8 protein-coding genes are annotated in these 13437 nt (G+C 68.7%); 3 read left to right on the plus strand and 5 right to left on the minus strand.

The window, feature by feature from the left end:
* Positions 1–29: 29 nt before the first annotated feature.
* Complete coding sequence (purL, locus tag A9K58_RS10705) at positions 30–3914, minus strand: phosphoribosylformylglycinamidine synthase (RefSeq protein WP_155760477.1); 3885 nt, start codon at positions 3912–3914, stop codon at positions 30–32.
* Positions 3915–4809: 895 nt separating this feature from the next.
* On the opposite strand from purL, the gene A9K58_RS10710 reads away from it, so the two are divergent.
* Positions 4810–6906 (plus strand): glycosyl hydrolase family 18 protein, encoded by a 2097-nt coding sequence (locus A9K58_RS10710; protein ID WP_065199344.1) that lies wholly within the window; start codon positions 4810–4812, stop codon positions 6904–6906.
* A 121-nt stretch (positions 6907–7027) separates the two neighbouring features.
* Here the strand turns inward: A9K58_RS10710 and A9K58_RS10715 are convergent, their stop codons facing one another.
* Both A9K58_RS10715 and xerD read right to left on the minus strand, forming a co-directional pair.
* A complete protein-coding gene (locus tag A9K58_RS10715; RefSeq protein ID WP_065199345.1) occupies positions 7028–7804 on the minus strand; it encodes a DsbC family protein in 777 nt (258 codons plus the stop codon).
* 88 nt (positions 7805–7892) lie between these two features.
* Positions 7893–8870: a site-specific tyrosine recombinase XerD gene (xerD, locus tag A9K58_RS10720; protein ID WP_065199346.1), complete on the minus strand. Its 978-nt coding sequence runs from the start codon at positions 8868–8870 to the stop codon at positions 7893–7895.
* A gap of 56 nt (positions 8871–8926) precedes the next feature.
* Here xerD and A9K58_RS10725 point away from each other — a divergent pair, with 56 nt between their 5' ends.
* Positions 8927–9418, plus strand: coding sequence for an RDD family protein (locus A9K58_RS10725; protein ID WP_065199347.1), 492 nt, complete (start codon positions 8927–8929; stop codon positions 9416–9418).
* A gap of 189 nt (positions 9419–9607) precedes the next feature.
* On the opposite strand, the gene lptG is transcribed toward A9K58_RS10725, so the two are convergent.
* Together lptG and lptF are read right to left on the minus strand one after the other, a co-directional pair.
* On the minus strand, positions 9608–10714 hold the full coding sequence (gene lptG, locus A9K58_RS10730; protein ID WP_065199348.1) for an LPS export ABC transporter permease LptG: 1107 nt from the start codon (positions 10712–10714) through the stop codon (positions 9608–9610).
* Complete coding sequence (gene lptF, locus A9K58_RS10735; protein ID WP_065199349.1) at positions 10711–11793, minus strand: LPS export ABC transporter permease LptF; 1083 nt, start codon at positions 11791–11793, stop codon at positions 10711–10713. The genes lptG and lptF overlap by 4 nt, the downstream gene beginning before the upstream one ends.
* 104 nt (positions 11794–11897) lie before the next feature.
* On the opposite strand from lptF, the gene A9K58_RS10740 reads away from it, so the two are divergent.
* A complete protein-coding gene (locus A9K58_RS10740) occupies positions 11898–13376 on the plus strand; it encodes a leucyl aminopeptidase (RefSeq protein ID WP_065199350.1) in 1479 nt (492 codons plus the stop codon).
* The last annotated feature ends 61 nt before the right edge of the window (positions 13377–13437 follow it).

The raw sequence follows: 13437 nt of genomic DNA on the forward strand, positions 1-13437 counted from the left end.
GGCACTGACACCTGCGCGGCGCGATGCGGTCAGCCGCACCACACCCGCGCATTGCGGAACATGCGCATCCACGGCGAGTCACCCTGCCATTCGGCCGGCGCCCAGCTCAGGTTGAGCGCGCGCGGGGTGCGCTCCGGGTGCGGCATCATGATGGTGACGCGACCGTCGCTGCTGGTCAGGCCGGTGATGCCGTCCGGCGAACCGTTCGGGTTCAGCGGGTACTGGCTGGCCACGTTGCCGTTGCCATCGATGTAGCGCAGCGAAACGCGGGCGGCGGCCTGGTCGACGGCATTGTCGAACACCGCCTGGCCTTCACCGTGCGCCACGGCCACCTGCAGCCGCGAGCCGGCCATGCCACGCAGCAGGATCGACGGCGATTCCACCACTTCCAGCAGCGCGGTGCGGGCTTCGAACTGCTCGCTGGCGTTGCGGCGGAACTGCGGCCAGTGCTCGGCACCAGGAATGATGTTCTTCAGCTGGCTCATCATCTGGCAACCGTTGCACACGCCCAGCGCGAAACTGTCCTCGCGCGCGAAGAACGCGGCGAAGGCATCACGCAACGCGCTGCGCTCCAGGATCGACGTTGCCCAGCCACGGCCGGCACCGAGCACGTCGCCATAGCTGAAGCCACCACAGGCCACCAGGCCGGTGAAGTCCTGCAGGGCCACGCGGCCTTCGATCAGGTCGCTCATGTGGACGTCGAAGGCGCGGAAGCCGGCACGTTCGAAGGCATTGGCCATTTCGATCTGGCCATTGACGCCCTGCTCGCGCAGCACGGCCACGCGCGGACGCGCACCGGTGCTGATGAACGGCGCCGCCACGTCTTCGTTGAGGTCGAAACTGAGCCTGGGCTTCAGGCCCGGGGCATTGAAGGCCCGGGCAACCTCGCGCTCGGCGTCGGCGCTGGCCGGGTTGTCGCGGCGCTTCTGCATCGCATGGGTGACCGACCACCAGGCGTCGAACAGCGCTTCCCAGCGCCATTCGGCCAGGTTCTCGCCGCCCAGCGATACCCGCACCACCGGTGCGGTGGTCGGCCTGGCGATGCGCTGCGCGCATTCGGTCAGTGCATGGCGCTCGACCAGGTCGGCGAAGGCGGCACGGTCTTCGCGCGCGATCTGCACCACTGCCCCCAGCTCTTCATTGAACAGGCTGCGGAACGGATCATCGCCCCAGGCATCGAGGGCGATATCCAGGCCCAGGCGCGAGGTGAAGGCCATTTCGCACAACGCGGCAAAGGCACCGCCGTCGCTGCGGTCGTGGTAGGCCAACAGCAGGCCGGCCTGGCGCGCATCGCGGATCAGCTCGAAGAAGCCACGCAGGCGCTGCGGGTCATCCAGGTCCGGGGCGGCGCCGGCAAAGGCCGGAAGATCGCCGTGGTCGGCGTGTACCTGGGCCAGGATCGAACCGCCCAGGCGCTGCTTGCCGGCACCCAGGCCGATCAGCCACAGCTCGCTGTCGACCTCGCGGTCGAGCAGTGGGGTCAACTGCTGGCGTGCGTCGGCGACCGGCGCGAATGCCGAGATCACCAGCGACACCGGCGACACGCTCTTGTGCGCTTCGCCTTGGTCATGCCATTGCGCCTGCATCGACAGCGAGTCCTTGCCCACCGGAATGCTGATGTCCAGCTGCGGGCACAGTTCCATGCCCACCGCCTTCACCGCGTCATACAGCAGTGCGTCTTCGCCCGGATGGCCGGCCGCGGCCATCCAGTTCGCCGACAGCTTGATCTCATCCAGCGCATCGACCGGGGCCGCGCACAGGTTGGTCAGCGCTTCACCCACCGCCATGCGCGCAGAGGCTGCGGCGTCGAGCAGCGCCAGCGGCGTGCGCTCGCCGATCGACATCGCCTCGCCGGCCACGCCATCGAAGTCGGCCAGGGTGATTGCCACGTCGGCCACCGGCAGTTGCCACGGGCCGACCATCTGCTCGCGCGCGGTCAGGCCGCCGACGCTGCGGTCACCGATGGTGACCAGGAAGTTCTTCGAAGCCACGGTCGGGTGCGCGAGCACGCGCAGGCCCGCCTCATGCAGGTCCAGGCCACCGGTCTTCAGCGCCGGCCAGCGCGGCGCCGGCGGATGCGCGGTATCGCGGTGCATCTTCGGCGGCTTGCCGAACAGCACGTCCATCGGCAGGTCGATCGGCGCGTCGGCCGGGGTGTGGCCCGGCGCGGCGCCATAGGCCACCACCAGGTGTTCCTCGGCGGTGGCCACGCCAACCGCAGCAAACGGGCAGCGCTCGCGGGCGCACAGCGCGGCGAACTCGGCCAAGCGCTCCTGGGCGACGCCGAGCACATAGCGCTCCTGCGATTCGTTGCACCACAGCTGCATCGGCGACAGCGACGGATCATCGCTGGGCACCTTGCCCAGGTCGATCACGCCGCCGACATTGGAGTCGTGCAGCAGTTCGGGGATCGCGTTGGACAGGCCACCAGCGCCGACATCGTGGAAGAACTTGATCGGATTGTCGGCGCCCATCGCCACGCAGCGGTCGATGACCTCCTGGCAGCGGCGCTCCATTTCCGGGTTGTCGCGCTGCACGCTGGCGAAGTCCAGGTCCTCGGCGCTCTCGCCGGAGGCCACCGAACTGGCGGCGCCACCGCCCAGGCCGATCAGCATCGCCGGGCCACCGAGCACGATCACCGCATCACCGGCCTGCAGCGGGATCTTGTCGACCTGGATGCGGTCGATCGCACCCAGGCCACCAGCCAGCATGATCGGCTTGTCGTACGCGCGCACCAGATCGGCGCCTTCCGGCAGCTCGAAGCTGCGGAAGTAGCCGAGCAGGTTCGGGCGGCCGAATTCGTTGTTGAACGCGGCCCCGCCGAGCGGACCGTCGGTCATGATTTCCAGTGCCGGTGCCATGCGCGGGTTCAGCGCGCGCGGCGCTTCCCACGGCTGCGGCAGCTCGGGGATGCGCAGGTGCGAGACCGAGAAGCCGGTCAGGCCGGCCTTCGGCTTGCCGCCACGGCCGGTCGCGCCTTCGTCGCGGATCTCGCCACCGGCGCCGGTCGAGGCGCCCGGGAACGGCGCGATCGCGGTCGGATGGTTGTGCGTTTCCACTTTGATCTGGAACGCGCTGGGCACCTGCGGCTCACGGCGATACTCGCCACTGGCCGGGTCCGGACGATAGCGCGAGGCCGGATGGCCTTCGATCACCGCGGCATTGTCGCTGTACGCGCTGAGCGTGTGCTGCGGGGTCTGCTGGTGGGTGTTCTTGATCATCCGGAACAGCGAGCGGTCCTGCTCCTGGCCGTCAATGGTCCAGCTGGCGTTGAAGATCTTGTGCCGGCAGTGCTCGGAATTGGCCTGGGCGAACATCATCAGCTCGACGTCGGACGGCGAGCGGCCCAGCGCAGTGAAGCGTTCGCGCAGGTAATCGATCTCGTCCTGGGCCATCGCCAGGCCAAGGCGCTGGTTGGCGGCCTCCAGCTGGTCCACCGGCACGCGTTCCAGTTCACCCCGCGCCGGCGCCGAGAACAGCGCCTGGCCCTGCTCCACGGTTTCCAGCACCGACTGCGTCATCGGGTCGTGCAGCGCCTTGACCAGCGCCTGCTGCGCCTCCGCATCCGCCGGCCAGCCCAGTGCGTCGATGCGCAGGCCGCGTTCGACCCGGCTCACCGGCTGTCCGGCACCGCGGACCAGTTCGGTGGCCTTGCTCGACCACGGTGACAGCGTGCCCAGGCGCGGCACCACGATACGGCTGACCGCGCCATCGGCCACGGCCGCGGCCTGCGGCGCAGCCTCGAGGATGCGGCACAGGGTGGTGAGGTCGGGGGCGGTACTGCCTTCGGGCTGCACGAAGTAGACGTGCCAGGCACCACTGATGCGCAGGGAGGGAGCGATGGACTGCAGGCGGGATTCAAGACGTTCGCGGCGGAACGGCGACAGGGCGGGCGCGCCCTCGAGGACCATCATGTCCGGGGAACCGTAGTTGGGAAACGGGCCCGACATTGTACCGGAAGCGGGGGAAGGGCTCTGGCCGGGCGGCGCCCGGCACCCGCCGAGGCAACAGCCGAAGCAACGGCAACGTCAACGGCCCAAGCAAAAGCTGGGTTCCCGTGGGATGGCGGGGTGGTGGGGGCCAGCAGGACACGCCGTAAACCCCGCTCCGCGGTCCGGCCCAGCCGCTGGCGGCTGGGCGTTCGGGCGCTTGCGAAGCAGTGCTTCGCAAACAAAGCGCCCTCACCCATGGGGGCTCGATGGCGCCATCCATGGCGCCAACGGTCCTGCTGGCCCCCACCGCCCCGCCCCCGACAGATTTCCGCGATCTGCCGCCATGCGTGGACGCTCCCCGGTAGTGCCGGCCGCTGGCCGGCAACCAGGGAAATCTCAGGAATCAGGATTGGAGAGCGAAGCGACCGGCTTCTGCTTTTGATTTTGATTTTTTGTTCTGTCTTTCGTGGCTGGCTGCGCAGGAACCTGTCAGAGGCCGGGTGGGTGGGGTCAGGCGGGGTGTCCGCGGCATGGATGCCGCGGCCAAGCCCCCAGGGACGGGTTCACGGCGTCCCCGCCTGCCCCCACCCACCCGGCCAAACCCATGAATTCGCGCCCGACCAGCCACGAGGGGCTCCGCCGATGGCCGCCGACCGCGCGCCAGCGCCGCCCTCCGCCCAAATCCCCGAACCATGCGCTTGCTCACGGATTGACCACGCGATTGATGACAACGTTGTCCCTACCTGGCGCCGGACTCTCTCCCCGGCCTCCCAGGTGCCTCCGTCCGGCCCCTCCGTCGCCTTCCCCGGCGATGCCCGGACCTGCGTCACGCGCGGCGCCATCGGGGCCCGCGCGCCCTTTGATCGGAGACTTACCCATGTACGACCCGATTGTGCGCAGTGCCGAACGTTCGACCCGAAGCTGTCGTCCCCGCCGCCTGGCCTGGCTGCTTGTCCTGGCCGCCGGTGCCGCCCTGCCCGGCCTGGCGCAGGCCGCCAGCTGTGCCGGCGTGGCCGAATGGGACCAGGCGAAGATCTACCGGGCCGGCGACACCCTCCAGAAGGGAGGCATCCTCTACCGGGCGAACCAGGACATCTGGAACGCGCCCCCGGACCATCCGGCCGGTGCGCCCTACTACACCAACCTCGGCGCCTGCGATGGCAGCGGCGCCAACCAACCGCCGGTGGTCAGCCTGACGTCACCCGCCAACGGCGCCACGTTTGCCGCCGGCAGCACGATCAGCGTGACGGCCAATGCCAGCGACCCCGACGGCAGCGTCACCAAGGTCGAGTTCTTCCGCAATGGCAGTTCGATCGGCGTGGATACCAGCGCGCCCTACAGCGCCAGTTGGGCCAATGCCAGCACCGGCAGCCACACCCTGCGCGCGGTGGCCACCGACAACAACAACGCCACCACCAGCACGGCGACCATCATCATCACCGTCAACGCCGCCAGCGGCGACACCACCGCGCCGAGCGTGCCGGGCGGGCTGGCGGTCGGCACCCGCACCGCCAGCAGCATCGCGCTCAGCTGGAGCCCGTCCACCGACAACACCGGTGGCAGCGGCATGGCCGGCTATGACGTGTACCGCAACGGCAGCCTGGTCGGGTCGCCCTCCAGCGCAAGCTACGTGGATGGCGGGCTGACCGCGTCGACCACTTACCGCTACCGCGTGCGTGCCCGCGACAACGCCGGCAACGCATCGGCCCAGGGCACCGAGATCAGCGCCACTACGCTGGCCGGGGACGGGGGCGGCACCGGCAAGCGGGTCATCGGTTACTTCACCCAGTGGGGCATCTACGGCCGCAACTACCGGGTCAAGAACATCGACAGCAGCGGTTCGGCCGCGCGCCTGACCCACATCAACTACGCGTTCGGCAACGTGCGCAACAACCGCTGCGAAGTGGGCATCACCCAGCCGTCGGATCCGAACACCGGTGCCGGTGGCGACGCGTTCGCCGACTACACCAAGGCCTTCAGTGCCGCCGAGAGTGTCAGCGGCAGCGCCGATACGTGGGACCAGCCGTTGCGCGGCAACTGGAACCAGCTCAAGCAGCTCAAGGCCAAGTACCCGAACCTGAAGGTGCTGATCTCGCTGGGTGGCTGGACCTGGTCGCGCGGCTTCTCCAGCGCGGCGCGCCCGGAGAACCGCCAGGCCTTCGTCGCCTCGTGCATCGATGCCTACATCAAGGGCAACCTGCCGGTGACCGACGGTGCCGGCGGCGCCGGTGCCGCCCTGGGCGTGTTCGACGGCATCGACATCGACTGGGAATACCCGGTGGCCTGCGGCATCGAATGCGGCAAGCCGGAAGACAACGCGAACTTCACCGCGCTGATGGCCGAGTTCCGCCGCCAGCTCGATGCGGTGCGTCCGGGCCTGCTGCTGACGGTGGCGGTGGGTGCCGGCATCGACAAGATCCGCGTCACCGATCCGGCCGCGTACCACCCCTACCTGGACTACATCAACGTGATGACCTACGACTTCCACGGCGCGTGGGATGCGAAGACCAATCACCAGTCGGCGCTGTTCGATTCGCCGAATGATCCGTCCACCGGCGACCAGAAGCTGTACAACAGCAACGACGCCATCGAGGCCTTCATCAGCCGCGGCGTGCCCGCTGCCAAGCTCAACCTGGGCATCGGCTACTACGGGCGTGGCTGGACCGGCGTGGGCAGCGCCAACAACGGCCTGTACCAGACCGCCACCGGCGCCGCACCGGGTACCTACGAGGCCGGCATCGAAGACTGGAAGGTGCTGAAGAACCTGGCGTGGCCGGGCTACACCGACAACACCGCCGGTGCCACCTGGATCTACAACGGCAACACGCTGTGGAGCTTCGACACGCCGGCCAACATCACCCGCAAGATGGGCTACGTGAAGACCCAGGGCCTGGGCGGCGCGTTCGTCTGGGAATTCAGTGGTGACGATGCGCAGGGCACGCTGACCAAGGCGGTCAGTGATGGCCTGAAATAAGGAAAAAGCCGGGGATGCAACGCGCATCCCCGGCTTCGTGCCTGTAGAGCCGAGCCCATGCTCGGCTGATGGCTGCGCAGCCGAGCATGGGCTCGGCTCTACAGGAAAAGGTCGGCGGCGATCAGCGCTTCCCGGACAACTTGTCCAGCGCCGCGCGCAGCTGCGCCGGTGGCAGGTAACCCCCCACCTGGGTACCATCCGGCGCGAAGATCGCCGGCGTCCCGTTCACACCCAGCTGCTGGCCCAGCGCGTACTGCATCGCCACCGGATTGGTGCAGGTCTTGGCCGGCACGCTGCCGCCACGCTTGGCCGTGGTCAGCGCCTGGCGGCGATCGGCCGCGCACCAGACCGAAATCATGTCAGTGTAGTCCTTGCTGCCCAGGCCCATGCGCGGGAATGCCAGGTACTCCACGGTGATGCCATTGCGGTTGAGCTCGGCGATGTCCTGGTGCAGCTTGCGGCAATAGCCGCACTCGATGTCGGTGAACACGCTGATGGTGTACTTGGCGTTGGGTGCGGCGAACACGATGCGATCGCCATGATTGGCCGTGGCCAGCAGCCCCCGCCGATAGCCGAGCAGGCCTTCACTGTTGGCCGGGCTCTTGGCATGGGTGTCGTAGGGCTGGGACTGGAACAGGTACCGCCCATCATCGGAAACGTAGAGCAGCTGGCCAGAGACCACTACTTCACGGAACCCCGGAAACGGCGCGGCGCCGATGTAATCGACATGGAAGCCCGGGTTCAGCTCGTTGAGCGCGGCGCGTACGGCTTGTTCGGCGGGGCCGTTGGCCGCAGGAGCCGGCTTGGCTGCGGGTGCCTGGGCAGCCGGAGGCGTTGGCTGGGCGCAGGCGGTCAGGCTGAGCGCACCGAAGAGGGCGGCGATGGCGAATCGGAGCATGGAACGGTCCGCGACAGAAGGAGATTGCGGATTCTGACACAGCACTACCCGCCGCAGGCCCAAGCCGCGTCGGGCACCGCGCGCGGATTCAGCCGCGCGGATGATGACGCGCGTGCAGCTTCTGCAGGTGCTCGCGGGCGACCAGGGTATAGATCTGGGTGGTCGACAGCGAGCTGTGGCCGAGCAGCATCTGCAGCGCGCGCAGGTCGGCACCCCGGTTCAGCAGGTGGGTGGCGAAGCTGTGGCGCAGGCCATGCGGGCTGATACGCGCTGGATCGATGCCTGCCACCTGCGCGTGGCGCTTGACCAGGTGCCAGAAGGCCTGCCGGGTCAGTGCATGCAGCGTCGGCTCGACGAACAGGGGGGCCTGCCCGTCCGCCAGTACCTGGACCTTGCGCTTGCCCACCAGCAATGGGCGCGACTGCTGCAGGTAGCGCTCCAGCCAGTGCTGCGATTCCTCGCCCAGCGGCACCAGCCGTTCCTTGCTGCCCTTGCCGGTGACGCGCAGCACGCCCTGGCGCAGGTTGACCGCCGTCGCTGGCAACAGCACCAGCTCGCTGACGCGCAGGCCGGCGGCATACATCAGCTCCAGCATGGCGCGATCACGCAGCCCCAACGGGCTGTCGATGTCCGGCGCCGCCAGCAGTGCATCGATCTGGCTTTCCGCCAGAGCCTTGGGCAGCAGCCGTGGCAGCTTCGGCGGATCCAGCAGCGCACTGGGGTCCTCACTGCGTTCGCCCCGGCGCACGCTGTCGGCAAAGAACGCGCGCAGTGCCGACAGCAGTCGCGCATTGCTGCGCGGCGACCAGCCGTGCCGGGTGCGCCAGGCCAGATAGTCGAACAGCCCGGGGCGCTCGATGCCGGCCAGGCCACCGTCGCGTCCATCCATCCAGCGCGCCAGCCCCTCCAGGTCGCGCCGGTAACTGTCCAGGGTGGCACGGGCCAGGCCGTTCTCGGCCCAGATCGCGTCGAGAAAGCGCTGGATACGTGCACTGTCGTCGGCACGCAGCTCGGGCAGTTGCTGGACCAGCTGGCGACGCTCGGCGGGGGTGGAAACAAGGGCCATGCGTGCAGGATACGAGGGCCGCTGCGGGCACGGCCAGCTTTGCGTATGCTCGGCGCATGTCCCGCCCCGCCACCGACACGGCCCCTGCGGCCGCCAACGAAATGCCCGGCCCGCGCGCACTCCTGCCCTGGCGCGTGCTGGCGATGGTCTACGACGCGCTGCCGGTGCTGGCGCTGTGGATGCTGGCCGGTACGCTGTTCACCCTTGCCTACACCTTCAGCGGCCACGCACAGCGCGAGAACATCGCGCCGTTCAGTGCCTGGCAGTGGCTGCTGTGGGCGGCGTGCTGGGTAATCACCGGGTGGTACGCCACGGCCAGCTGGCGCCGCGGCGGGCAGACACTGGGCATGCGGCCGTGGCGGCTGAAAGTGCAATCAATCGATGGCACGCCGGTACGGCGCGGCCAGCTGTGGCTGCGCTTTGCGGTAGGCACGCTGTCACTGCTGCTGGGCGGACTGGGATTCTGGTGGGCCTGGATCGACCGCCAACGGCTGACCTGGCACGACCGCGCCAGCGGCACCCGCCTGGTGCGCATGCCCAAGCGGTGACGCATCACCTTTCAATCCGATCCTGCGCGGCGCTTGTGTAGAGCCGAGCCGATGCCCGGCTGGCGGGCGGTGCGCGCAAAGCAGCCGAGCGTGGGCTATGCCGGCCGTCCTGGCCGGCACCCTTCAGGCCGTCGCCAGCGACGTTGGCAGCGGCTCCTGCCGCTACCTTCGGCTCTGCAACAATCAGGATCAGCCCGATTTTCGCCGGAACAGCAACCCGGACACTGCCAGCATCACGATCGGCGGCAGCGCATAGGCAATGCGGTAATCGAACTTCAGTGCGCCGGCCATGCGCCCGAAGAACAGCTGCAGCAACCAGAAACCGAGCGCGAACAGGATGCCCAGGAACAGGCGCTTGCCCATGCCACCGCTGCGCAGCGAACCGAACGCGAACGGCACCGCGGCCAGGCACAGCGCCAGTACATTCACCGGATAGAACCAGCGGCTCCAGTACACGTCCTCGTAATCACGCGCGTCCAGGCCATTGCGTTCGCGGTATTCGATGCTGGTCCGCAACTCGGCGACACTCAGGTTGCGCGGCTTGGCGATGCCGTTGGCCAGGGCGCCAGCATCCAGCTTCGAATTCCACGGCTCGCGCGCGGCTTCCTGGCGGGTTGCCGAGCGCTCGCCGAAGGTATCGCGGCGCACCCCGGTGAGTACCCAGCCGTCCCGGTCGTGCTCTGCGGTGGCCGCGTGGGTCAGCGAGGCAATACGCCCGTCCTCGGCGATCCGGTACAGGCGTACGTCGCGCAGGATCAGCCGCGTACCCTTGTCACCCACCAGCTGCTCTTCGCCGCCGGCTGCGCTGAGGAAGGTGTCGCCTTCGCGCGCCCACAAGCCGGAGTAGCGCGCACTGGCGATGTCGCGGCCCCACTTCGCGCTGGCCTTCAATGCATCGGCGCGATCCTGGCCCCACGGGCCCAGCGTTTCCGCGCTGAGCACCATCACCGCGGTCAGCAGCGACAGCGCGATCGCCACCGATACGCTCAGGCGCTTGCGTGACAGGCCCAGCGCACGCAGCGCGGTCAGTTCCGAAGTGGCCGCCAGCTGGCCCAGGCCCATCAACGCACCGATGACGGCTGCGGTCGGGAACATCGTGTAGGCGCGGCGCGGCACCGTGTACAACACCCACGCAGCGGCGTGCCCCAGCGAATACCCGTTCTTGCCGATGTCCTTGAACTCGCCGGAGAAGGCCATCACCACGTCCAGGCCCACCAGCACGGCCCAGGTCAACAGCACCGTGGTGAACACCGACCGGCCCAGGTACAGGTCGAAACGCATCGGGCGCAGCCTCATGCGCGGGCTCCCTTCGGGCGGCCCAGCCGGCCATCCCGCACGTACATCCAGATCGCGAACGCCAACAGCGGCAAGGTCAGCCACCACAGGCCCGCCGCCGGCGGGATCCTGCCGTTGGCGATCCAGCCACTGCCGATGAACATCAGGTTGGTGCCCACCATGTAGGCCAACAGCGCCAGCATCATGCGGCCGTAGCGCTGCTGGCGCGGCGAACTGCGGCCCAGGGGCACGGTCAGCAGGGCGAAGGCCAGCGCAATCAGCGGCGGCGCCAGGCGGCGATGCAGCTGCGCCTGCGCTTCCGGACGGGGATCCCCGAACAGCCGGGTGGTCGGCATCAGCTCCGGGTCATCGCCGGTGCGGGTCTGCGCTCCGTCCGGCAGCGCCACGTCGTTGCGGGCGAAGGTCGCCAGGCGATAGTCCAGCCCCCCCGCCACCGGGCCTTCCAGCTGGTGGCCGTCATCCAGCTCCAGGAAGCGCTGGCGGGCACCTTCGAAGAACATGCGGCCACCGGCGGCCGAAACAACTTCAAGCCGATCATCCTTCTGCCGCTGCAGGAATACCCTGCCCAGGCGGCTGCCATCGGGCGAGATCGAGGAAACATAGACCACGCCGCCGTTGGGGAGCGGAGTGAAGCGGCCGGGTTCCAGCCCTGCCATCAGCACGCTGCGGTTGGCCTCGATGATCATCTGCTCGGCGACCCGGCCGGCCCAGGGGCCCAGCCACAGCGAACAGGCCCCGACCAGCAGCACCACCGGCACCACCAGCATCAGCAGGGGCCGCAGCAGGCGCCGGGGGCCGACACCAATGGCGGTGATCACCGCCATTTCCGAATCGCGGTACAGCCGGGCCACGGCCAGCAGCAGGCCCAGCATCAGCGCCAGCGGCAGGATCAGCGGCAGGTAGGCGATGAACTGCAGGCCCAGCTGCGAGAACAGCAGCTTGGCCGGCAGGCGCCCGTCGGCGATATTGCCCAGAATGTCCACCAGCACGCCGCCCACGCTGACCACCAACAGGACGATCAGGGTAGCCAGGAAACTCTGGACGAAATCGCCCAGCAGGTAGCGGTCGAGCTTCAACATGGGGCGGTGGTTTAAACTCTTGGGTTCGTTCGCGGTGCCGCCCAGTCTACTGTCTGGGCGTAAACGGTCCGCGATTGTACGGACTTGCCAATGGAATCTGCTCAATGGCCCTCGAATTCACCCTGAACCACCTCGCTCCCGCTGCTGCCACTGTCGACTGTCTGGTGGTAGGTGCCTATGCCGACCATTCGCTGACCCCGTCGGCGCAGGCACTGGATGCGGCCAGTGGCGGCCGCCTGGCCGCCCTGGCCCAGCGTGGCGACCTGTCCGGCAAGACCGGCGCCACCACCCTGCTGCATGACGTGCCGGGCGTGGCCGCCCCGCGCGTGCTGGTGGTCGGGCTCGGCGACGCCGCCCGCTTCGGCGTTCCGCAGTATCTGAAGGCCGTCGGCGATGCCGTGCGCGCGCTGAAGTCCGGCGCCGCCCGCAGTGCGCTGTTCACCCTGTCCGAGCTGGCAGTGAAGGACCGCGATGCCGCCTGGGCGATCCGCCAGGCGGTCATTGCCGCCGATCACGCGGCCTATCGCTATACCGCCACCCTGGGCAAGAAGAAGGCCGACGATGCCGGCCTGGCCCAGCTGTCCATCGCCGGTGACGACGCACAGGCCCTGGCCCAGGGCCAGGCCATTGCGGCCGGCGTCGAATTCGCCCGCGAACTGGGCAACCTGCCGCCGAATTACTGCACCCCGGCCCATCTGGCCGAAGTGGGCGTGAAATTCGCCGCCGCGCATGACGGTGCCGAAGCCGAGATCCTCGACGAAGCACAGATGGAGGCGCTGGGCATGGGCTCGCTGCTCGCCGTCGCCCGGGGTTCGGCCAACCGCCCGCGGCTGGTCGTGCTGAAGTGGAACAACGGTGGCGACGCCAAGCCGTACGTGCTGGTCGGCAAGGGCATCACCTTCGATACCGGTGGCGTCAACCTGAAGACCCAGGGCGGCATCGAAGAAATGAAGTACGACATGTGCGGTGGCGCCAACGTCATCGGCACTTTCGTCGCCGCCGTCAAGGCCCGGCTGCCGTTGAACCTGGTGGTGGTGGTGCCGGCGGTGGAGAACGCCATCGACGGCAATGCCTACCGTCCGTCCGACGTGATCACCTCGATGTCGGGCAAGACCATCGAAGTCGGCAACACCGACGCCGAAGGCCGCCTGATCCTGTGCGATGCACTCACCTACGCGCAGCGCTTCGAGCCGGCCGCGCTGGTTGACGTCGCCACCCTGACCGGTGCGTGCATGGTGGCCCTGGGCCACCAGACCGCCGGCCTGATGAGCAAGCACGACGACCTGGCCAATGAACTGCTCGCCGCCGGCGAGCACGTGTTCGATCGCGCCTGGCGCCTGCCGCTGTGGGACGAGTACCAGCCGATGCTGGATTCGACCTTCGCCGACGTCTACAACATCGGCGGCCGCTGGGCCGGTGCGATCACCGCCGGTTGCTTCCTGTCGCGCTTCACCGAAGGCCAGCGCTGGGCCCATCTGGACATCGCCGGCGTGGCCAGCGACGAAGGCAAGCGTGGCATGGCCACCGGCCGCCCGGTCGGCCTGCTGAGCCAGTGGCTGCTGGACCAGGTCGCCCGCGCCTGATGCCGCACCCGACCCTGGCCGGCCACCGCCGGCCAGGGCCCTGCCCGGCAGCGCCGGGCCC

The organism is Stenotrophomonas maltophilia (assembly GCF_001676385.1).
GTDB lineage: Bacteria > Pseudomonadota > Gammaproteobacteria > Xanthomonadales > Xanthomonadaceae > Stenotrophomonas > Stenotrophomonas maltophilia_J.